This window comes from Bradyrhizobium sp. MI1.11, from assembly GCF_055811255.1.
Map to the genome: position 1 here is coordinate 188,662 of NZ_JBVVPM010000001.1, position 21,993 is coordinate 210,654.

Below are 21,993 nucleotides of genomic sequence, written 5' to 3' on the forward strand. Positions count from 1 at the left end.
TTTTCTATTGCCCCGGTTGCTTCGGCTAGCTTTTCCCCGCTCGCGAGAGACAAGGTCCCGTCTTCTTGCTAGGTTCGGCGGGATGAGCCTTTCCCTCCACCCTGACACCCCGCAAGCCAGGACGCTGCCAAGCGCGGCGCCGGTTGCCGTCGCGTCGGGCACGACGCCAGGGCAGGGGATCAGGAGCCGGCTCTTCACGAAATATGTGGCGCTGTTCGTGGCTGTCGTCGCGATCGCGCTGCTGGCCAACGGACTGTTCGAGGTCCTCTTCTATTATCGCGAGCACAAGGCCGCGCTGATCCGGGTCCAGCATGAACAGGCCGAGGCAGCCGCGGCCAAGATTGGTCAGTTCGTCAAGGAGATCGAGAGCCAGCTCGGCTGGACCACGCAGCTGCCCTGGTCGGCGGGTTCGATCGAGCAGCGCCGCTTCGATGCGCTGCGGCTGCTGCGCCAGGTCCCCGCGGTTACCGAGCTCGCCCAGGTCGATGCGACCGGCAGGGAGCGGCTGCGGGTCTCGCGGCTCGCCATGGACGCGATCGACAGCGGCATCGACCTGTCGGACGATCCGAAGTTTACCGAGGCGGTCGCGCACAAGGTTTTTTACGGTCCGGTCTATTTCCGCAGGGAATCCGAGCCGTACATGACCCTGGCGCAGGCCGGGTCGCGCAAGGATGCCGGCGTCAGTATCGCGGAGGTCAATCTCAAGCTGATCTGGGACGTGGTATCCCAGATCAAGGTCGGCGAGCACGGACACGCCTACGTGGTCGGTCCGGAGGGACGCCTGATCGCGCACCCCGATATCAGCCTGGTCCTGCGCAACACCGACATGTCAGGTCTCACCCAGGTGCGTGCCGCGCTTCTCGGAGGCAGCGCCGCATTCGACGCGCTTTCCGAAGCGCGCAATCTCCAAGGACAGAAGGTGCTGACCGCGTCGGCGCCGATTGCGCCGCTGCACTGGACCATGTTCGTCGAGCTCCCGGTCGAGGAAGCCTATGCGGCGCTCTATGCCGCGTTGGAACGGCTTGCATTCGTGCTGCTCGCGGCGTCGATCTTCGCGGTGCTTGCCGGGATATTCCTGGCGCGCCGCATGGTCGGGCCGATCCAGGCGCTGCGGCGCGGCGCCGAGCGCATCGGCAGCGGCGATTTCTCCCAGCGCATCTCGATCCGAACCGGAGACGAGCTGGAGGGGCTCGCGGACCAGTTCAACGACATGGGCGAGCGTCTGCAGGAATCCTATGCGGACCTGGAGAAGAAGGTCGAGGTGAGAACGGCCGAGTTGACCGAGTCGCTCGAGCAACAAACGGCTACGTCGGAAGTGTTGCAGGTCATCAGCTCGTCTCCGGGCGAACTCGCGCCGGTGTTCCACAAGATGCTCGAGAATGCCACACGCGTCTGTGGCGCGAGTTTCGGCGTGATGAATTTGTGGGACAGCGAGAGTTTCACGATTGCTGCGGATTACAATGTGCCGCCCGCGTTCGCGGCTTCGCGGAAAGATATGGCAATCCGTCCGCATCCGGAGAGCGCGCTTGCTGAGGTCGTCAGGACACGTCAGGTTGTTCACGTGCACGATGTGCAACAAACTCCGGCGTATCTTGCCGGGGGGCCGACCATTCGTGGAATCTCCGACGTCGCCGGCGCCCGCACGATCGTCATCGTGCCCATGATGAGGGACAGCGAGCTGATCGGAACCGTCGCGGTCTATCGCAAAGAGGTCCGGCCGTTCACCGACAAGCAAATCGCGTTGGTTGAGAACTTCACGAAGCAAGCCGTCATCGCAATCGAGAATACGCGGCTTCTGAACGAGTTGCGCAAGCGTACGACGGAGCTGTCGCAATCCCTCGACGATCTTCGTACCGCGCAGGACCGCCTGATCCAGACCGAGAAGCTCGCGTCCCTCGGCCAGCTCACGGCGGGGATCGCGCACGAGATCAAGAATCCGCTCAATTTCGTCAACAATTTCTCGGCGGTGTCGACCGAGCTGATCGACGAGCTCAACGAGGCCTTGCAAGCGGCCTCGCTCGACGGCAAGACGAAGGAGGAGGTCGAGGAGCTGACCGGCATGCTCAAGAGCAACCTCGAAAAAGTGGTGCAGCATGGCAAGCGCGCCGATTCCATCGTCAGGAACATGCTGCTGCATTCGCGCGAGGGCTCCGGCGAGCATCGCCCCAGCGATATCAATGCGATCCTGGAGGAGAGCCTTAATCTCGCCTATCACGGCGCACGTGCCGAACGGCCCGGCTTCAATGTCACGATCGAGCGCGGCTTCGACCCCGCCGCAGGCATGGTCGATATCTATCCGCAGGAAATCACGCGCGTCTTCCTCAATCTGATCTCGAACGGCTTCTACGCCACCGCCAAGCGCAAGGAGAGCGACGCAGGCGCCTTCGAGCCCACGCTACGCGCGGCTACCAAAACTCTCGGCGAGAGGGTCGAGATCCGCATTCGCGACAACGGCACCGGGATCCCTTCCGATGTGAAGGAGAAGATGTTCAATCCCTTCTTCACCACCAAGCCGGCCGGCGAGGGCACCGGCCTTGGCCTTTCCATGAGCCATGACATCGTCGTGAATCAGCACGGCGGCACGATCGACGTGAACACCGAGCCCGGCGTATTCACCGAGTTCATCATCACCCTGCCGCGCATGATGGCGGCGGGCGACACTTCCGGAGGCAAGACTTGAACGTTTACATCCTGGTCGTCGATGACGAGCCCGACGTCGAGGCGCTGTTCCGGCAGCAGTTCCGGCGCGATTTGCGCGCCGGCCGCTTCCAGATGGAATTCGCGCCGTCCGCGCCCGATGCGCTGAAGCTCGCTGCCGAGGTTCGCGATCCGTCGTTGATCCTGATCCTGTCCGACATCAACATGCCCGGCATGAGCGGACTCGACATGCTGCCGAAGGTGCGTCTTGCGCATCCGGACGTTCCCGTCATCATGATCACCGCCTATGGCGACGCCGAGACGCGCCGGAAGGCTATCGAGCGCGGCGCAGTCGGACTTCTCACCAAGCCGATCGATTTCGCGCTGCTGCGGCAGGAAATCGACACGAGGCTCGGGCAAGCCGCATGACCGCGACCATCCTCTTCGTCGACGACGAGCCGGATCTCGAGGCGTTGGTCCTGCAAAAATTCCGCAGGCAGATTCGCGATGGGTCGGTGACCATCATGTTCGCGCGCGACGGCCTCGAAGCGCTGCAGTCGCTCGAGCAGAACCCCCATGTCGACATGGTGGTCTCCGACATCAACATGCCCAGGATGGACGGGCTGTCGCTGCTGGCGAAACTCCAGGAAGCCGAAGACAAGAAGTCCACCATCATCGTGTCGGCCTATGGCGACATGAGCAATATCCGCACTGCGATGAACCGCGGTGCGTTCGACTTCCTGACCAAACCGATCGACTTCGCCGACCTCGAGATGACGATCCAGAAGACCATCCGCCACATCGAAATGCTGCGTGAGGTGCGAGGCCGCCAGGCGGAGGCGGAGCGCGCCCATGCCGCGCTCTCGCGTCATTTCTCGCCCGAGCTCGCCAAGCGTCTGGCGGCCAGCGGTGAGAGCGAGGGAATCGAAGTGCAGTGGCGCGATGTCGCGACCATCTTCACGGACATTACCGGCTTCACCTCGCTGGTCGAGAGTGCGCCTCCGGAGACGCTGGGCGCGCTTCTCAACGAGTATGTCGGCGGCATGACCGAGGTCGTCTTCGCGCACGAGGGGACTGTCGCCAAGATCATCGGCGATGCGATCCAGGTGCTCTTCAACGCACCCGGCGATCAGCCCGATTATGCGACCCGCGCGGTCGCCTGCGCACATGATCTCGACGCCTGGGCCGAGGATTTTTCCGCGCGCTGGAAGGTGAGAGGCGTGAATTTCGGCACCACCCGTATCGGCATCCACGCCGGGCCGGCACTGGTCGGAAATTTTGGCGGCAACCGGTTTTTCGACTACACCGCGTATGGAGATTCCATCAACATCGCGGCACGGCTGGAAGCCGCGAACAAGCATCTGGGCACGCGGATTTGCGTCAGTGACGGCATCGCCGAGACGGCTGAGAATTTTCGAGGTCGTCCCGTCGGCGAGCTGATGCTGCGTGGACGCAGCGAACCGTTGCGCGCGTTCGAGCCGCTGGCTCCGGCCCAATTCGCTGCGCCGGAAACGGCGCTGTATTCCAAGGCTTTTGCCAAGATGGAGGCCGGTGATGCCGCCGCCATGCCGGCCTTCGCCGCACTCGTCGGCATGCATGCCGACGATTCCCTGGCCGGCTTTCACCTGAAGCGCCTGCTTAACGGCGACAAGGGCATTCGCATGCAACTGGAATAGTAGTCCGACATGGTTGGTGAATTTAGCGCCGGAAACTACCGTTTCATTCCGTCCGTATTCCAGTACTCGGCCGGTGCGGCCGCTGACGATGGCTATGAGATCGAGCGCGTCCGCTTCGACCGGCTGGTGCCGCTCGCGGAAGGGTTTGCGCTTGCCGCGAAGTATATTCAGGCGGCGGGGCGGCCGCTGACGGCGTTCTGCGCCTGCGAACTGCGCTCGCCCGCGGCCTTCAGCGAGGAAGGCTTTCGCGCGTTCAACCTGCACTATGTGAAGACGCTGTCCGAATGGGGCATCTTCGACGGCACCACCAATCCGGTCGCGCGCAGCAATGTCTGTCCCGAGATCGATCCACCGGCCAAGCCGTCGTTCTATGCGTTCTCCTTCACGCGGCCGACAGGCTCGAAGACGCCGAGCTTCGTGATTTCCGGCGGCGCCGAGGCGCGCGAGGGCAGTGGGACCTATGTCGAGCGCACCGTGCGCTACCGCGACCTCAGCTTGGAAGGCCTTCGCGAGAAGGTGCGCTTCACGACGACGTCCCAGATGGAGAACAGGATGACGGCCTTCGGCTTCGGTTGGAAGGACACGACCAGCGTGCAGGCCTATTCCGTGCACGACTTCCACCACACGCTGGTCGACGAGCTCGTCCGCCGCGGGGCGTTGCGGTCCGGCCTGACCTGGCACTATGCCCGGCCGCCGGTGGTCGATCTCGAATACGAGATGGATTGCCGCCGTGTGATGCGCGAGGTCGTGATCTAGCTAGACTAAGGACCGGTGAGATCAGGCTCGTTTGCTGCAACGGGGGAGGTGTGCTCCCTCCCCGCTTGCGGGGGAGGGTTGGGGAGAGGGTATTTCCGCAATCGAGAACCCCCAAGAGGAGAGAGCCCTCACCCGGCGCATTGCGCCGGCCTCTCCCGCTTGCAAGCGGGAGAGGTGCACCAAGCCCGGGGCCGCTTAATTCAACCTATTCTCATTCCGCTCTAACGCTGCCTTGGATCGAGCGCGTCACGTAGGCCGTCGCCGAGCAGGTTCAGCGACAGCACCACGAGGAAGATCGCAAGCCCCGGCCAGATCGCCATCCAGGGCGCCTGGGTCAGGAAACGCTGCGCTGCGTTGAGCATGCTGCCCCAGGACGGCGCCGGCGGCTGCTGGCCGAGGCCAAGGAAGGACAGCGCGGCTTCGGCGATGATGGCGGCGGCAATCGATAGCGTCGCCTGCACCAGCAGCGCCGGCAGGATGTTCGGCAGGATGTGCGAAAACGCGATCCGCCACGGCGGGTTGCCGAGCGCGCGCGCCGCCTCGACATAGTCCTCGGCCTTGACGTTCAACACCTGGCCGCGGGTCAGGCGGATGAAGATCGGGGTTGCCGAGATGCCGATCGCGATCATGGCATTGCCGAGGCTCGGACCGAGGAATGCGGCGAGCGCGATCGCCAGGATCAGGAATGGGCAGGCCAGCATCGCGTCGGTCATCCGGCTGATCAGCGCATCGACGAAGCCGCCGCGATAGCCGGCGAGCAGGCCGAGCGGAACGCCGACGCCCAGCGCGATCGCGACCGAGATGAGGCCCGCGAGCAGGGACGCGCGCGCGCCGTAGACGACGCGGCTCAGGATGTCGCGACCGAGCTCGTCGGTGCCGAACCAGTGTGCCGCGGTGGGCGGCTTGCGGACGAGGCCCCAGCTCGTCGCGATCGGATCGTAGGGCACGACGAACGGCGCGAGCAGCGCGAAGCCGACGAACAAGGTGATCATGACAAGTCCGAATACTGCGGCCTTGCGTTTGAACAAGCGCCGCCGGGCGCGACGCGCCGGGCTGTCCAGCTCGTCAGCTTGCGCGATAGGAGCGGCGGCGGGCAGGGCGGCATCGGTCATGAGTCTAGCCCCGCAGCCGCGGATTGACGAGGATGTAGGCGACATCGGCAACGAGATTGAGGGTAATGTAGACCGTCGCCGTCACCAGCACGACGCCCTGTACGACCGCGTAGTCGCGGTTGAATACGGCGTCCACGATCAGTTTGCCGAAGCCGGGAATGGAGAAGATCTGCTCGGTCAGAACCGCCCCCGACAACAGCGTGCCGAGCTCGAGCGCGCCGAGTGTGATGATCGGCGTGAGTGCGTTGCGCATGGCGTGCTTGAGGATGACCGAGCGTTCGGACAATCCCTTGGCGCGCGCGGTGCGGACATAGTCGCTTTCCAGCACCTGCAGCATGGCGCTCCGGGTGTGCCGCATCAGGACCGCGGAAATCGCGTTGCCGAGCACGAAGGCCGGCATGATGGTGGCGGCGAGGCTCGCGCGCCAGTTCTCGGTCAGCGGCACGTAGCCGGACGCCGGCAGCCAGCCGAGCTCGATCGAGAACAGGAAGATCAGCATGATGCCGAGCCAGAAATTCGGCGTCGAGATGCCCCACAGCGCGAACAAATTGGCGCCATAGTCCCAGACGGTGCCCCTTTTCACGGCGGAGACGATGCCGGCGGGAATGCCGATCAGGAGCGCGATCAACATTGCCATCGAGCCGAGCTGGAGCGTCACCGGCAGCTTCTGCGCGATCAGCTCGCGTACCGGCATCTTGTTGCGCAGCGATTCACCGAAATTGCCTGATAGAACGCCCTTAAGCCAATAGACGTACTGTACGGGGATCGGCTGATCGAGCCGGTATTGATGGCGGATCTGTTCGATTGCCGCGGGATCGCGCTCCTCGCCGGCCATCACCAGCGCGGGATCCCCCGGCAGCAATTGCTGGAGCGAGAAGATCAGCAGCGACACGAAGAACAGTGTCGGCACGATCTGCACAATGCGGCGGGCGAGGAAGTTCAGCATGGCGCCGGCCGGTTGTCGGGCGATGCCACGCTCACTTGAACTTCAGCCCGACCACGCGCACCAGCCCGTCGGGCATCTGCCTGTATCCCTGGAGCTTGGTCGTGTGCGCAATCAGAAGCGTGCGGTGGTAGATGTAGATGATCGGCAAATCGTCGAGCAGGATCTTGGTCATCTTCTCGTAGATCGCTTTGCGCTCCGCGACATTGGCGGTCAGCCTTCCTTCTTCCATCAGCTTGTCGGCCTCCGGATTCGAATAGACGCCATCGTTCTGCGGTGCCTTGCTGCGCATGAAGATATAGGAGTTGCCGTCGGGATCGATGCGACCGCTCCAGTTGATCTGGAAGATCTGGAACTCGCCGGCCTGGGCCTGCTTGAAGGTGGTCGCGAATTCGACGACGCGGACCTTGATGTCGAAACCTGCTTCGGCCGCCATGGACTGCACGACCTGAGCGACGGCCTCGTACTCGGTCCCCTTCGGCACCATGTAGTCGACCGTGACGGGCAGGCTGACGCCAGCCTCCTTCAACAGCGCCTTCGCTTTAGCGATGTCGCGACCATGAAGGGGGAATGCCTTCTGGTAATAGGGATGCGTCGGGCTGACCCATTGATTGCCGGGGGTGAACTCGCCGTTGAACACGACCTGGTTGATCGCCTCGCGATCGATCGACAGATCGAGCGCCTGACGGACTTTCGCCGATTGGCTCAGCGGCCCCTTGGCCTTGTCATTGCCAATATTGATGGTCAGGCCGAGATAGCCCAGCTCAGGCGCCGTTGACAGCACGAGCTTGGGGTCGGCGCGGACGTCCTTGATGTCGGTGGCGAGCACGCGCTCGATCAGATCGAGCCCGCCGGACTTCAGGTTGGCAAGGCGCACCGTGGCATCCACGATCGGCAGGAACACCACGCGGTCGATATGGATGTTGTCCTTGTTCCAGTATTCGGCGAATCTCTCGAACACCATGCGGTCCTGCTGCACGCGCTCGACGAATTTGTAGGGACCGGCGCAGACCGGATGCAGGCCGAACTTGTCGCCGGCCTCCTTGGCGGCCTTCGGCGACACCATCATGCCGGAGCGGTCGGTCAGCTGGGCGATCAACGGGGAGTAAGGCGTCTTGAGCACCAGCTTGATGGTCAGGGGATCGACCACCTCGACATGGTCGACGCTGGCGAGCTCGGACTTGCGGAACGAACCCGGCAGCGTCATGTGACGCTCGATCGAGAATTTTGCCGCTTCCGCGTCGAGCGGTTCGCCGTCGTGGAATTTCACGTTCGGCCGGAGCTTGATGGTCATCTCCTTGCCGTCGGCCGAGGTCTCATGGGACAACGCGAGCTGCGGCACGATGTTGAGCTTCTCGTCGATGTCGAACAGCTTGTCGCAGAAGGCGGAGAATACGATGCGCCCGACATAGGTACGGCCGATGCTGGGGTCGAGGATATCAGGGTCTTCGCCGATGCCGATGCGAAGCGTGGTCTGGGCCTGGGCCTGGAGTTGGGCCGCGCCTACGAGCGACGTCAGCAATGCCGACGCCAGGAGTGCCAAACGCATAGGACTCATCGCTCTCAACCTCTGTTTTACGGCTATGCCGGGTTCGTCCCCAATGAACTAACCCCGCTGCCGCGGACTGCTTCCGGGCCGCCGCTGAAAGCGGCGACCAATTTTTCGAGAACCGGGGAGAAGCCGCCGTCCGTTGGGACGATTGCCTCGGACGACGGCAGTTCCGACGTTCGGTGGCATGCCGTTGCATGTCCGATGCCATCCGGCACGAGCTGAGGCATTTCGCTGCGGCAACGGTCGACCACGTAGGGGCAGCGGGTGTGGAAGCGGCATCCCGGCGGCGGATTGAGCGCGCTGGGGATCTCTCCCTGCAGCACAATCCGGCTGCGCTTTGCCCGCGGTTTAGGCACGGGAATCGCGGACATTAGGGCCCGGCTATAGGGATGACGCGGTGCGGCGAACAGCGCGTCCGCCGCCGCCGTCTCGACGATCTGGCCGAGATTCATCACCGCCACGTGGTCGGCGATGTGCTTGACCACGGCGAGGTCGTGCGAGACGAAAATGTAGGCCAGCCCAAGCCGATCCTGGAGTTCGCGCAGCAGATTGAGGATCTGCGAGCGGATCGAGACGTCGAGCGCCGAAACCGGCTCATCGCAGATGATCAGTTTCGGCTCGACCGCGAGCGCGCGGGCGATGGCGATGCGCTGGCGCTGGCCGCCGGAGAATTCGTGCGGGTAACGCCGCGCCAGCCGCGGCTCCAGCCCGACCAGCCGCAGGATCTCCTCGACGCGTTCGCGGCGCCGGGCGGGCGGCACCAGGTTGTGCAGCGCCAGCGGCTCGGTCAGGATCTGGCCGACGGTCATGCGCGGATTGAGCGAGGCGTAGGGATCCTGGAAGATGATCTGCGCCTCGCGGCGAAAGGCGCGCAGCGCGCCGGCGTCGAGCGAGAGCAGATCGCGGCCTTCGAAATGGATCGTGCCTGCATCCGGCTCGATCAGCCGCAGCACCAGGCGGCTGACGGTGGATTTGCCGCAGCCGGACTCACCCACCAGCGCCAGCGTCTTGCCGGCATCGAGCGAGAAGGAAACGCCATCAACGGCGTTGACATGCGCCAGCGCCCTTCCAAACAGCGAACGCTCGGCGACGAAATGCTTGACCAGGCCATCGACCTTGAGCAGCGCCATCACGACACCAGACGTTCGAGCGGCGCGCGGATGCAGCGCGAGAGGTGGCCGGGACTGATTTCGACCAGCCGCGGCGGCGCCTTGGTGCAGGCGTCCAGCACGAAGGGGCAGCGCGCGGCGAAACGGCAGCCGGCGGGCGGCTGCGCCATGTTCGGAACCATGCCCTCGATCGTGGCAAGCTGTTCGGCGCGATGATCGAGCCGCGGGATCGAGCCTAGCAGGCCGACGGTGTAGGGATGTTGCGGCGCCGAGAACAGCTCGTCCACCGCCGCGCGCTCGACGATCTCACCGGCATACATTACCGCGACCTCGTCGCAGACTTCGGCGACGACGCCGAGATCGTGGGTGATCAGGATGATGGCGGCGCCGCTCGCCGCCTTCAACTCGCGCATCAGCTCCAGGATCTGCGCCTGCAGGGTGACATCGAGCGCGGTAGTCGGCTCGTCCGCGATCAGCAGCCGCGGGTCGCAGGCCAGCGCCATCGCGATCATGACGCGCTGGCGCATGCCGCCGGAGAGCTTGTGCGGATATTCGTCGATCCGCCGCTCGGGCGAGGGGATGTGGACGCGACGCAACAGATCGATCGCCCGCTCGCGCGCACTCCTGCGCGAGCCGCCGCGGTGGCGCAAAATCGTCTCGACGATCTGGTCGCCAATCGTGAAGCTCGGATTGAGCGAGGTCATCGGCTCCTGAAAGATCATGGCGAGCCGGTTGCCGCGAAGGTCGCGCAGCGTCTGGTCCGACGTCTTAAGCAGGTCGAAACCGTCGAAGCGGATCGCGCCGGAGATTTCTGCGCTCTGCTTCGGCAGCAGGCCCATGATCGCCAGCGACGTCACGCTCTTGCCGCAGCCGGATTCGCCGACGAGGCCGAGTGTCGCGCCATTGGCGACGCTGAGATCGACACTGTCGACCGCATGGGTGACGCGGCCGTCGTCGCCGTGAAAACGAATGCGCAGATCGCTGATCTCGATGAGCGGGCTCGGGTTCATGATCGTTTTGCGCGCGCTGCGGCGATGCTCGCGTCGATGACACTGCGATCGGTGTTGCCGGCTGGGTTTTGCCGCGTCGGCATGGAGGCGCGGAAGTGTACCCAGAGCTCGTGGCTGACCCGTTCGAGCCGCTCGAGCTCACCGAGCGGATCGGGATGATCGTCGGCGCGCAGGTCCAATGCCGGCCATTCCTCCTCGCCGTGGATCAGGAGCGCAGCGGATTGCTTGCCGCGCTTGTCGCCGCCGGCGGCCTCGCCCGCGCGCATCGCGGCGAGCAGGCGGCGCGGGAAGGGCAGGCTGTCATTGGCGATATAGGTTTTTGCGGTCTCGTCGAGCACGTCGGCGCCGGCAAGCATGTTGCCGGCGATGGAGAAGCCGCTGCCGGCTATGTGGCCGCACCAGTCGACGCAATCGCGCCCGGTATGCGCGGCGATCGCGCCGCTGGCGTCCATGATGTGGATCTGGCGGCTCTCGCGGCCGTCATCGGTTGCGAGCAGGCTGGCGAGAACATCATGTGCGTTGAGGCCTTCGCGCAAAAGCTTGACGCCGTCGATGCCGTAATAGGGATTGACGAAGGCCTGCGTCGCGATGGCGCCGAGGCCGGCGGCGATATAAGGCACGCGCGCGCCGACGGCGAAGAAGCGCGTGGCAACGGCGATGCCGAACTGGCCGGTAGCAGAATCGCGCGCGATGATCGACCAGGTCATGTGCTGCCTCTAGCGCCCTGCGGCGTAGCCCTGCATGCCGCGCGGATTGGCGGCAGCCCGGCGGCGCGGACCGACGCGCGAAGCCGCGGTGAGGCGGCCTTCCGACCAGTCGGGACCGACCTCGACGATATGTCCGCGTTCGCGAAGATTCTCGATCGTCGCCTTCGGCACGCGGTTCTCGACCACGAGCACGCCGGGGCGCGCGGTGCGGGGCCAGAACGAGATCGGGAAATGTTCGGAATGCCAGGCCGGGGCGTCGATCGCCTCCTGGAGATTGAGGTTGCAATGGACGTGCCGCAGGAAAAACTGCGTGATCCATTGATCCTGCTGGTCGCCGCCCGGCGAGCCCCAGGCGAGATACGGCTCGCCATCGCGCAGCGCCATGCTCGGCGACAGCGTGGTGCGCGGCCGCTTGCCCGGCGCGAGCGAGCTCGGTTGGTTCTCCTCCAAATCGAACATTTGTGCGCGGCTGCCGAGACAGAAACCCAGCTCGGGAATGACAGGTGAGGATTGCAGCCAGCCTCCCGACGGCGTCGACGACACCATGTTGCCGGCCTTGTCGATAATGTCGAAATGCACGGTGTCGCCGCGCACCTCGCCGAAGCGGCCCACCGTCGGTTCACCGGCGCCGAGCGCGCCGACGGCCTCGCGTTGGCCTTCGGCGCGGCGCAGCTTGACCACGCCGCCAAAGCCCTCGATCGCACCGGGCCGGAGATCGAGCGAGGCCTCGTCGGTGACGAGCTTGCGGCGCTCGTTGTTGTAGGCATCCGACAGCAGCGTTCCGATCGGGATCTCGCTGAACTTGGGATCGCCGTAGAATTTTTCGCGGTCGGCGAAGGCGAGCTTGGCGCATTCGATCTGGAGATGGATGAATTCCGGCCCGGTCGGGTCGAGCCCATCGAGCGCAAAGCCCTTCAGCAGCGCGAGCTGCTGCAGCGTCACCGGCCCCTGGCTCCAGACTCCGGCCTTGCAGACGGTGTAGCGGCCATAATCGTAGGTGAGCGGGGCCTCGACCGTCGGCTGCCACCGCGCCATATCATCGGCCGACAGCACACCGCGATGCGGCGAGCCGCTGACGTCCATCACCTCCTGCGTCCGGCAGAATTTGTCGATGGCTTCCGCGACAAAGCCTTGCGACCAGGCCTTGCGTGCACGCTCGATCTCGGCGTCCCGACCGCCGCCGCTTTCGGCTTCGCTCAGGATCCGTGCGTAGGTCGCCGCAAGTGTCTTGTTGGTGAAGAGCGTTCCCGGTGTTGGCACTTCGCCGTTCGGGAGATAGACGGCGGCTGATGTCGGCCAGTGCGTGCGGAATAATTGCTCGACGGTCTGGATCGTGGCGCAGGCGCGCTCAACCAGCGGATAGCCGTCGCGCGCATAGGAGATCGCGGGCTCCAGCACGTCGCGCACGCGCATCGTGCCGTAGTCACGCAGCAGCATCATCCAGGATTCGAAGGTGCCGGGGACGCAGGCCGCGAGCAGGCCGGTGCCGGGCACCATGTCGAGGCCTTCGCTCTTGTAATGCGCGATGGTGGCGCGGGCCGGTGCCGGACCTTGGCCGCAGATCACCTCGGTGCGACCGCGTTTCACGTCGTGCACGATGATCGGAACGTCGCCGCCGGGGCCGTTCAGATGCGGCTCGACCACCTGGAGCGTGAAAGCGGTGGCGACGCCGGCGTCAAAGGCATTGCCGCCCTTTTCCAGGATGGCCATGCCGATAGCGGTCGCGATCCAGTGCGTGGTCGCGACGACCCCGAAGGTGCCTTCGATCTCGGGGCGTGTCGTGAACGGATCGGGATTGACGATGCTGGCCATGGACTACCTCATTTGCGGCGCGCGCAATTGATCACAGGGCCAGGCCGTCGCCAAATGCGCAGGCTGCATGGCACGCGCGCGTCACGCCGGTATCGGCGCGGTGTTGACCGCATGGCAGGCGACGCCGTTGATCAGGCTCGGCGCCTCCTTGCGGCAGAGATCGAACGCCAGCGGGCAGCGCGGATTGAAGGCGCACCCGGACGGCGGATTGATCGGGTTCGGGATCTCGCCCTTCACGGGAATGCGCTGGCGGCCGCTCATGGCAAGATCGGGCACGGCGCCGAGCAGCATCTTGGTGTAGGGCATGCGCGGACGGGCAAACAGCTCGCGCCCTTCCGCGATCTCGACGATGCGGCCGAGATACATCACGCCGACGCGGCTCGCCATGTGGCGGACCACGGCGAGGTTGTGGCTGATGAACATGTAGGTCAGGCCGAACTTGTCCTGGAGGTCGCGCATCAGGTTCAGGATCTGCGCCTGCACGGAGACGTCGAGCGCGGAGGTCGGCTCGTCGCAGACGATGAACTCCGCGTCGGAGGCGAGCGCGCGAGCGATCGCGATGCGCTGACGCTGGCCGCCCGAGAATTCGTGCGGAAATTTCAACCTGTCGTCGGGATGCAGGCCGACGAGGGTGAGGAGCTCTCCGACACGTGCCTGGATGTCGCGCTCGCCCTCGATCAGGTCGAAAGCGCGTATCGGCTCGGAGATGATGGCGTCGACCCGGAAGCGTGGGTTCAGGCTCGCATAGGGATCCTGAAAGATCATCTGGATGCGGCGGCGCAATTTCCGCCGCGCCTGGGCCTGCCGCGGATCGGTCATCGAGATGCCGTCGATCAAGACGTTGCCGGAGCTTGGCGGCAGCAAGCCGACGACCATCCGCGCTACCGTAGTCTTGCCCGAGCCGGATTCGCCGACCAGTGCAAAGGTCTCGCCCTTCCTGATGTCGAAGGTGACGCCGTCGACGGCCTTGAGATATTCGAGCTGCCCGCCTTCGAGCATGCGGTTGAGCCAGGGCTTCGAGACGTCGAAGACGCGGCGCAGATTCGAGGCCTGGACGAAGGGAGTGCTCATGCCGCGCTCTCCGCCGGCACGCTGTCATAGAGGTGGCAGGCGACCGATTGCGCGCCGCGCGGCAGCGGCTCCGGCCTCTCCACGCGACATCGGTCGAATGCGAATGCGCAGCGCGGATTGAACGAACAGCCGCGCGGGATCGCCGACAGGCGCGGCATGGAGCCGGGGATCTGCACCAGACGCTTGTCGTCGCCGGCAAGGGTCGGGATCGCGCCCATCAGGCCCTTGGCGTAGGGGTGCAGCGGGTCCCTGACCACGTCCTGCACCGGACCGATCTCGGCGACGCGGCCGGCATACATCACCGCGACCCGGTCGGAGGTCTCGGCGATCACGCCCATGTCGTGGGTCACCAGCATCACCGCGGTGCCGTGGTCGCGGCCGAGCCGCTTGATCAGAGAAATGATCTGCGCCTGTACGGAGACGTCGAGCGCGGTGGTCGGCTCGTCGGCGATGATCAGCTCCGGTTCGGCGCAGATCGCGAGCGCAATCACAACGCGCTGGCGCATGCCGCCGGAGAATTCGTGCGGATAGCCGTCGATGCGCTTTTCCGGAGCCGGAATGCCGACTTCGGCGAGCAGGTCGATGGCTCGCCGGCGGGCGGCGGTCTCGGACAGGTTCAGATGGGTTCTGATCGTCTCGATGAGCTGGTCGCCGATCTTGTACAGCGGATTGAGCGAGGTGAGGGGGTCCTGGAAGATCATGCCGATACGTTTTCCGCGCACGCGGCGCATCTCTTCCGGCGGCAGATTGTCGATGCGCAGGCCGGAGAGGCGGATCTCGCCGCCCGAGATGCGGCCCGGGGAATCGATCAGGCCAATGACCGCGAGTCCGGTGACCGATTTGCCGGCGCCGGACTCGCCGACAACACCGAGCACCTCGCCTTTGGCGATATCGAAGGAGACACTGTCGATCGCGCGCAGCGTGCCCCGGCGGGAGGCGAACTCGACCTGAAGATTACGAACGGAGAGAACGGGCTCGGTCATGAACGCTGCATACTCATCGGAGTTTCGGGTTAAGCGCGTCACGCAGCCAGTCGCCGAGCAGGTTGATCGACAGGATCAGCGCCGCGAGTGCGATTCCAGGGAAGGCGACGATCCACCATTCGCCCGCGAACAGATAGTTGTTGCCGATGCGGATCAGCGTGCCCAGCGATGGCATGGTCTCGGGCATCCCCGAGCCGAGGAACGACAGCGTCGCCTCGGTGATGATAGCGAGCGCGAGATTGATGGTGGCGATGACGAGAATCGGCCCCATCGTGTTCGGCAGCACGTGGCGCAACATGATCACCGGGGCGGGCAGGCCAATGAGCTGGGCGGCGGCGACATAGTCCTTGTTCTTCTCGACCATGACGGAGCCGCGCACGGTGCGGGCATATTGCACCCAAAAGCTCAACCCGATCGCGAAGACCAGGACAGCCAGCATGCTCATCTCGTCGAGCTTGTTGCCGAAGACCGATTTGGCGATGCCGTTGATCAGCAGCGCGATCAGGATCGCCGGAAATGAAAGCTGCACGTCGGCGATGCGCATGATCAGCCCGTCGACGGCACCGCCGAAATAGCCGGCCGTCAGCCCGAGCAGGATGCCGATCGCGCCGGAGAAGACGACGCCGAGCACGCCGACGAGAAGCGAGATGCGCATGCCGTAAAGGATCGCGGACAATACGTCCCGGCCTTGTTCGTCGGTGCCGAGCAGGAACGGGCTCTGGCCGTCGGAGGTCCATAATGGCGAAATGCGCGAGTTCATCAGCTGGAGCTGCGCCGGGTCGAAGGGATTCTGGACCGACAGCACCGAGGCGAGGATCGCGACCAGGAAGAACAGCAGCGTCACCGCCGCTGCGACCATGGTGATCTTGGAGCGGCGAAATGAATAGAACAGGTCGCTGTCGAGCGCGCGTTTGAACCAACCCGGCGCGTCGGCGCGCGGGCCGCGTTCTTCGACCTTGTGCGGGACGACGGCTTCGCTCATTCAATGTGCCCGGCTGATCGTCGAGCGCAGCCGCGGATCGACGATGGTGTAGAGGATATCAACCACGAGATTGATGGTGACGAAGATCAGGGACACCATCATCAGATAGGCGGCCATGATCGGGATATCGACATTCTGCACGGCCTGCACGAACAGCAACCCCATGCCGGGCCACTGGAACACGGTCTCGGTGATGATCGCAAATGCAATTACCGAGCCAAATTGCAGGCCGGCCACCGTGATGACGGGGATCAGCGTGTTGCGCAGCGCATGTCCGTAATGGATGGCGCGGGTGGTGAGGCCGCGGGCACGGGCGAAGCGGATGTAGTCGGTGCGCATGACTTCGAGCATCTCGGTGCGGACCAGGCGCATGATCAGCGTCATCTGGAACAAGCCCAGCGTGATCGAGGGCATGATCAGCGCCTTCAGTCCGGACAGCGTCAGCAGACCCGTCGTCCACCAGCCGATATGCACGACGTCGCCGCGCCCGAACGAGGGCAGCCAGCCGAGCGTCACCGAGAACAGGTAAATCATGAGAATGCCGATCAGGAAGGTCGGCAGCGAGATGCCGATCAGCGAGATCGCCTGGAACGCGTGTGTGAGCCAGCTGTCGCGGCGAAGCGCCGAATAGACGCCCATCAGGATGCCACAGAGCATCGCGAAGATGGTGGCGCAGATCGCGAGCTCCAGGGTCGCGGGCATCCGCTCCATCAGAAGATTGCTGACAGGCAGGCGGAATTGGTAGGAGACGCCGAACTTGAACTGCGCAGCGTTGCCGATATAGCGGCCGAACTGCACGATCACGGGATCGTCGAGGCCGAGCGATTTGCGGATCGCGGCACGTTCGGCGCCCGACGTGTCCATCCCGACCATCTGGTTCACGGGATCGCCGGCGAAACGAAACATCGAGAAGGAGATGATCCCGACGGCGATCATGACACCAATGGCCTGAATGGCCCGGCGCAGTGTGAAAGCGAGCATCTGTTCCTTTCACATTTCTTCAGTGGCACGCATCATTGCGTTAGCCCGAAATAGCAAGTCCCGGAAGCCAGGGCTTCCGGGACTTCACAACTTGTCGACACCTACTCGTCCTGCTTGGTCGCCCAGTAGAGCATGACCATGTTGTCCGCACGCTGGGTCAACTTCACCTTCTTCGAGACGCCCCAGGCGAGCGCCTGCTGGTGCAGCGGGACATAGGCCCAGTCCTTCATCGAGACCTCGAAGGCCTGCTTGATCAGGAGATCGCGCTTGCCCGTATCGGGTTCCACGAGAACCTTGTCGGCGAGCTCGTCGAACTGCTTGTTGCAATAGCCGGCGAGATTGGCTTCGCCGCGGTTCGGATCCTTGGGATCGTCCCGGCAGCCCATGATGTCGTGCAGTACGTTATGGGAGTCGAGCGTATCCGGGGTCCAGCCCAGCATGAACAGCGAAGTCTTGTAGCCGCCGGGCTTCAGCACCTTGGCGAAATACTGGGCCTTCGGCTGCGCCAGCAGGTCTACCTTGATGTTGATGCGGGCGAGCATGCCGACGACCGCCTGACATATCGCGGCGTCATTGACGTAGCGATCGTTCGGGCAGTCCATCGTCACCTCGAAACCATCAGGATAGCCGGCATCCGCCAGGAGCTTCTTGGCGGCGTCAGGATCGAGCTTCGGCCGGGTGAAGTCCTTCGACAGCGAAAAGATCTCCGGCGCAACCATCAGCGCGGACGGTGTGGAGAGCCCGCGCATGACGCGATTCTTGATCAAATCGATATCGATTGCCCGGTAGACAGCTTCGCGGACGCGAACGTCCTTGAACGGGTTCTTGCCCTTGACGTTGGAGTACAACAGCTCGTCGCGCGCCTGATCCATGCCAACGAAGATGGTGCGGAGCTCGGGCCCCGTCAGCACGGTGGCGTTCGGACTCGCTTTCACGCGCTCGATATCCTGGACCGGAACCGGCTCGATCACGTCGACCTCGCCGGACAACAGCGCTGCGACACGCGTGGCCGGGTTGGCGATCGGCGTGAAGACGATCTCCTTCAGATTATGTTCCGGCTTGCGCCACCAGTTCGGATTGGCCTTGAAGACGGTCTTCACGCCCGGCTGATGGCTTTCGATCGTGAAGGCGCCGGTGCCGTTCTCATGGAGCGAGGCGTAGCTCGGGGTCGTCGCGGCGGCAGGCGTCGGTGCCGTCGCATCGTTCGCCTCTGCCCATTTCTTGTCCATGATGTACCAGGTCGCCCACAGCGCCGTCAGGATGGGATTGGGCGAGGTCAGGACGAAATCGACGGTGTAATCGTCGATCTTGACCACCTTGGCATCGGCGGGAACGCGGCTCTGGAAATTCGAACCTTTCGCCCGCACGCGCTCGGCCGAGAACACCACGTCGTCCGCGGTGAACGGGTCGCCGTTGTGGAATTTGACGTCCTTGCGGAGGTGAAAGCGCCAGCGTGTCGGCTCCGGCGTCTCCCAGCTTTCGGCGAGTGCCGGGACGATCTTCAGGTCCTTGCCGCGGGCAACCAGGCCCTCATAGACATGACCGAGATGCGCACTGGTGGTCGACTCGTTCAGCGTGTACGGGTCGAGCGACTTGAGCTCACCCTGGTTGGCGTAGCGCAGCGTCTGGCTCGACGCCGGCGAGACCGCCCACGCAAGCATACTGGCGAGCGTCGCCGCAAACAGACTTCGTCCGACTGACATTCTTGACCTCTCCACTCGCCCGCACCGTCATTTTTGATTGTTCGGCGGGGCTGATCGAACCATGTTGCCCAGAGTTCTCGACCCGTGCAAGCGCCATTCCAGCAAGGAACGCGCCAAGTTGCACCGCTGTGCAGCAATGCTGACCGGCATTGACGGGTGGATGGGCGCGGACGCGGCTGATTTTGATTGACCATATCCGCCGATCGGGGAAGCCGGTGGCTGCCACCGCCCTCAGGTCGCTTGCGTTGCACACCGTCTCGCGGCGATACTGCGGACGGCCGCTCGAATCTCATCTGGAGGGGACATGAAAGTTAACATCGAAATCGATTGCACCCCCCTCGAGGCCCGCCAGTTCATCGGATTGCCGGATCTGGCACCGATGCAGACGGCGGTGATGGACAAGCTGCAGCAGCAGGTTCTGAGCAACATCGACAAGGTCTCGCCGGAGTCGCTGATCCAGAGCTGGTTCACCTTCGATCCAAAGCTCGCCGAGCGGTTTCAGGACATGTTCGTCACCATGGCCGGCCTCGGCGGCACCCGCAGCGGCGACAAGAAGAAATAATGCCGCCCGGTCCGGACGGGCCGCAGACCTTGGGCCGGCTTCGTCCGCCCGGCCTTGCTTTGCTGCTCGCCGAAGCCCGTGGGTTGCTCGAACTCAACGCCAGCCTGCTGCTGTCGCCGGTCCTGATGCGGGCGCCCAAAGGCGATGGCCATCCGGTGCTAGCGCTGCCGGGCTTCCTCGCCAGCGACCTCTCGATGGCGCCGATGCGGCGCTATCTCAGCGAGCTCGGCTATGAGGCACGTGCCTGGCAGATGGGCCGTAATTTCGGCGGGTTCGGACGGATGCGGGATTCGTTGCGCGCCCGTCTCGCCGAAATCCATGCTGCGAGCGGACGCAAGGTCAGCCTGGTCGGATGGAGTCTGGGCGGCGTCCATGCGCGCGATCTCGCGCTGCAGGCGCCCGACATGGTCCGCAATGTCATCACGCTCGGCAGCCCTTTTGCCAATGACATACGAGCGACCAATGCGACGCGGCTCTACGAGATGATGTCCGGCGAGCGTGTCGAGGATTTCGCCGAGCTGCGGGAGGCGATCGCGGGCGATCTTCCGGTGCCGGCGACGTCGATCTATTCGCGCGCCGACGGCATCGTGAACTGGCGGACCTGCCTGCTGCGTCCCTCCGACCGCGCCGAGAACATCGAGGTGCATCTGGCGAGCCATATCGGGCTTGGGGTGAACCCCGCGGCGCTGTGGGCAGTGGCAGACCGCCTTGCGCAACCGGAGGGAGAGTTCTGGCCATTTGACAGGGCAGGGCCGTTTGCCGTTGCATATGCCCCGCCGGAACAGGCAGTATCGGCCTGACGAGAAGCGCCGCCTAAGGCGCCCGTCAAATACTCGGGAGGGAACCATGGCTGACGGTAAGAAACTGTCGTCGCTGGACGCGTCGTTTCTCTATCTGGAAACGCCGGAAATGCCGATGCATGTCGGGAGCATGGCGATCTTTCGCCTGCCGGACGACTACAAGGGCGACTTCTTCGAAGATTTCAAGGCGATGATCGTCTCGCGCCTGCACGTCGCGCCGATCCTCAAGGCGCGCCTGGAGAAGGCGCCGCTCGACATCGATCATCCCTCCTGGGTCGAGGACGAACAGTTCGACATCGATCGTCACATCTTTCGCGCCAGCCTGCCGCAGCCGCGCGACCGCGCCACGCTTGAGCGCATCGTGGGCTGGATGCACGCCAAGCTCTTGAACCGCGCCCGCCCGCTCTGGGAGTTCTACGTGTTCGAGGGCATGAAGGACAACGAGGTCGGACTTTATTCGAAGATGCATCATGCTGCCATCGACGGCGGCGCCGGTGCGGCGCTGACCAACATGATCTACGATATCTCGCCGATCCCGCGGAAGGTCGATCCGCCGACCGCGGGAGCGAAGCCCGGGCAAGAGCCGCGCGACATCGCGGCGAACCTGGTCGATTCCTACCAGCAGCTCTTCACCCAGCCGCTCGATGCATCTGCGGCCGCGAAGAACCTGCAACTGCCGCGCACCGGCAAGAGTGACATCGGTTCAATCCTGTTCGACAATGCGATGTACCAGATCGAGAGTGCGGTACGCTTCGCCGGCAACATCCCGACCATGGTCAAGAGCGTCTCGGACGTGCTCGGCAAGATATCCGATCCAAAATCGCGCGAGAGCCTCGCCAGCATGGTGTCGCCACCGACCATGCTCAACAAATCGATCTCGTCCGAGCGCAGCTTCGCCGGCGTCTCGATCTCGCTGTCGCGATCCAAGGCGCTGGCCAAGCAGGCCGGCGGCAAGCTCAACGATGTCGTGCTGGCCCTCGCCTCCGGCGTGGTCCGGCGCTACCTGCAGCAACACGGAACGCTGCCGGCGAAGTCCTTGACCGCTGCCGTGCCGATCTCGCTGCGCGAGGAGGGCAACACCGAGGCCAACAACCAGGTGTTCGGCATGATCTGCTCGATCGCGACCAACATCGACGATCCCAAGGCACGCCTGGAAGCTATCATCGCGCAATCGACCAAGTCCAAGGAGATGTCGCATCCGCTGCGGGCACTGATGCCACAGGTCTCCAACATCTCGATGCTGGGTGCGCCGATCATCGTTCAGATCATGGCGCTGCTCTACAGCCGCTCCGATTTGTCGAATGTGCTGCCGCCGGCTGCGAACATCACGGTGTCCAACGTGCCGGGGCCGCGGCAGACGCTCTACGCCGCGGGCGCGGAGCTGTTGCACATCTTTCCGGTGTCGATCTCGACGCACGGGCAGGCGCTCAACATCACCGTGCAGAGCTATCGCGACCAGCTCGATTTCGGCTTCATCGTCGGCGCCAACATCATTCCGCACGTGCAGGTGATGTGCGACATGCTGCCGGAGGAGTTTGCCGCGCTGGAGGCTGCCTATGCCTTGCCCGCGGCGGACATCAAGGGCGCCGCCGAGTAG

Annotated in this window: 19 protein-coding genes; 7 read left to right on the forward strand and 12 right to left on the reverse strand. The window is 64.2% G+C overall.

Features of this window, described 5'->3' with window-relative positions; genetic code table 11:
- Window positions 1-82 precede the first annotated feature (82 nt).
- Genes AC0L30_RS00855 through cnbZ form a run of 4 tightly spaced genes read left to right on the forward strand, consistent with a single transcriptional unit; the run spans window position 83 to window position 5,069 of the window.
- A complete protein-coding gene (locus AC0L30_RS00855) occupies window positions 83-2,680 on the forward strand; it encodes an ATP-binding protein (RefSeq protein ID WP_007593877.1) in 2,598 nt (865 codons plus the stop codon).
- Window positions 2,677-3,066 (forward strand): response regulator, encoded by a 390-nt coding sequence (locus tag AC0L30_RS00860; protein ID WP_007593876.1) that lies wholly within the window; start codon window positions 2,677-2,679, stop codon window positions 3,064-3,066. Before AC0L30_RS00855 ends, AC0L30_RS00860 begins: the two co-directional genes overlap by 4 nt.
- Window positions 3,063-4,313 carry an adenylate/guanylate cyclase domain-containing protein gene (locus AC0L30_RS00865; RefSeq protein WP_007593875.1) on the forward strand — a complete coding sequence of 417 codons (1,251 nt, stop codon included), beginning with the start codon at window positions 3,063-3,065 and terminating at the stop codon, window positions 4,311-4,313. Before AC0L30_RS00860 ends, AC0L30_RS00865 begins: the two co-directional genes overlap by 4 nt.
- A gap of 9 nt (window positions 4,314-4,322) precedes the next feature.
- Window positions 4,323-5,069: a 2-amino-5-chloromuconate deaminase CnbZ gene (cnbZ, locus tag AC0L30_RS00870; protein ID WP_007593874.1), complete on the forward strand. Its 747-nt coding sequence runs from the start codon at window positions 4,323-4,325 to the stop codon at window positions 5,067-5,069.
- 221 nt (window positions 5,070-5,290) lie between these two features.
- On the opposite strand, the gene AC0L30_RS00875 is transcribed toward cnbZ, so the two are convergent.
- The 12 genes from AC0L30_RS00875 to AC0L30_RS00930 form a co-directional block, all read right to left on the reverse strand.
- The gene (locus AC0L30_RS00875; protein ID WP_007593864.1) at window positions 5,291-6,181 is read right to left on the reverse strand and encodes an ABC transporter permease; all 891 of its coding nucleotides are present in this window, start codon (window positions 6,179-6,181) and stop codon (window positions 5,291-5,293) included.
- 4 nt (window positions 6,182-6,185) lie between these two features.
- On the reverse strand, window positions 6,186-7,127 hold the full coding sequence (locus tag AC0L30_RS00880) for an ABC transporter permease (protein WP_007593862.1): 942 nt from the start codon (window positions 7,125-7,127) through the stop codon (window positions 6,186-6,188).
- 31 nt (window positions 7,128-7,158) lie between these two features.
- A complete protein-coding gene (locus AC0L30_RS00885; RefSeq protein WP_473403628.1) occupies window positions 7,159-8,682 on the reverse strand; it encodes an ABC transporter substrate-binding protein in 1,524 nt (507 codons plus the stop codon).
- A 23-nt stretch (window positions 8,683-8,705) separates the two neighbouring features.
- Window positions 8,706-9,806 carry an ABC transporter ATP-binding protein gene (locus tag AC0L30_RS00890; protein ID WP_007593860.1) on the reverse strand — a complete coding sequence of 367 codons (1,101 nt, stop codon included), beginning with the start codon at window positions 9,804-9,806 and terminating at the stop codon, window positions 8,706-8,708.
- On the reverse strand, window positions 9,806-10,795 hold the full coding sequence (locus AC0L30_RS00895) for an ABC transporter ATP-binding protein (RefSeq protein ID WP_007593859.1): 990 nt from the start codon (window positions 10,793-10,795) through the stop codon (window positions 9,806-9,808). Before AC0L30_RS00895 ends, AC0L30_RS00890 begins: the two co-directional genes overlap by 1 nt.
- The gene (locus AC0L30_RS00900) at window positions 10,792-11,502 is read right to left on the reverse strand and encodes a DUF1028 domain-containing protein (protein ID WP_007593858.1); all 711 of its coding nucleotides are present in this window, start codon (window positions 11,500-11,502) and stop codon (window positions 10,792-10,794) included. Before AC0L30_RS00900 ends, AC0L30_RS00895 begins: the two co-directional genes overlap by 4 nt.
- Before the next feature lie 9 nt (window positions 11,503-11,511).
- On the reverse strand, window positions 11,512-13,314 hold the full coding sequence (locus tag AC0L30_RS00905; RefSeq protein ID WP_007593857.1) for a gamma-glutamyltransferase family protein: 1,803 nt from the start codon (window positions 13,312-13,314) through the stop codon (window positions 11,512-11,514).
- Window positions 13,315-13,395: 81 nt separating this feature from the next.
- Window positions 13,396-14,385, reverse strand: coding sequence for an ABC transporter ATP-binding protein (locus AC0L30_RS00910; protein ID WP_007593849.1), 990 nt, complete (start codon window positions 14,383-14,385; stop codon window positions 13,396-13,398).
- Window positions 14,382-15,368 (reverse strand): ABC transporter ATP-binding protein, encoded by a 987-nt coding sequence (locus AC0L30_RS00915; RefSeq protein WP_007593847.1) that lies wholly within the window; start codon window positions 15,366-15,368, stop codon window positions 14,382-14,384. The genes AC0L30_RS00910 and AC0L30_RS00915 overlap by 4 nt, the downstream gene beginning before the upstream one ends.
- A gap of 13 nt (window positions 15,369-15,381) precedes the next feature.
- Window positions 15,382-16,350, reverse strand: coding sequence for an ABC transporter permease (locus tag AC0L30_RS00920; protein WP_007593845.1), 969 nt, complete (start codon window positions 16,348-16,350; stop codon window positions 15,382-15,384).
- Window positions 16,351-17,331, reverse strand: coding sequence for an ABC transporter permease (locus AC0L30_RS00925; protein ID WP_007593842.1), 981 nt, complete (start codon window positions 17,329-17,331; stop codon window positions 16,351-16,353). It abuts the gene before it with no gap.
- Between the two features lie 101 nt (window positions 17,332-17,432).
- Window positions 17,433-19,034 carry an ABC transporter substrate-binding protein gene (locus AC0L30_RS00930; RefSeq protein WP_219682695.1) on the reverse strand — a complete coding sequence of 534 codons (1,602 nt, stop codon included), beginning with the start codon at window positions 19,032-19,034 and terminating at the stop codon, window positions 17,433-17,435.
- A 304-nt stretch (window positions 19,035-19,338) separates the two neighbouring features.
- Between AC0L30_RS00930 and AC0L30_RS00935 the strand changes: the two genes are divergently transcribed.
- Genes AC0L30_RS00935 through AC0L30_RS00945 form a run of 3 tightly spaced genes read left to right on the forward strand, consistent with a single transcriptional unit; the run spans window position 19,339 to window position 21,993 of the window.
- Window positions 19,339-19,596, forward strand: a complete 258-nt coding sequence (locus AC0L30_RS00935; RefSeq protein WP_007593837.1) for a DUF6489 family protein — start codon at window positions 19,339-19,341, stop codon at window positions 19,594-19,596.
- Window positions 19,596-20,396: an esterase/lipase family protein gene (locus AC0L30_RS00940; protein WP_007593835.1), complete on the forward strand. Its 801-nt coding sequence runs from the start codon at window positions 19,596-19,598 to the stop codon at window positions 20,394-20,396. The genes AC0L30_RS00935 and AC0L30_RS00940 overlap by 1 nt, the downstream gene beginning before the upstream one ends.
- A gap of 46 nt (window positions 20,397-20,442) precedes the next feature.
- The gene (locus AC0L30_RS00945; protein ID WP_007593834.1) at window positions 20,443-21,993 is read left to right on the forward strand and encodes a WS/DGAT/MGAT family O-acyltransferase; all 1,551 of its coding nucleotides are present in this window, start codon (window positions 20,443-20,445) and stop codon (window positions 21,991-21,993) included.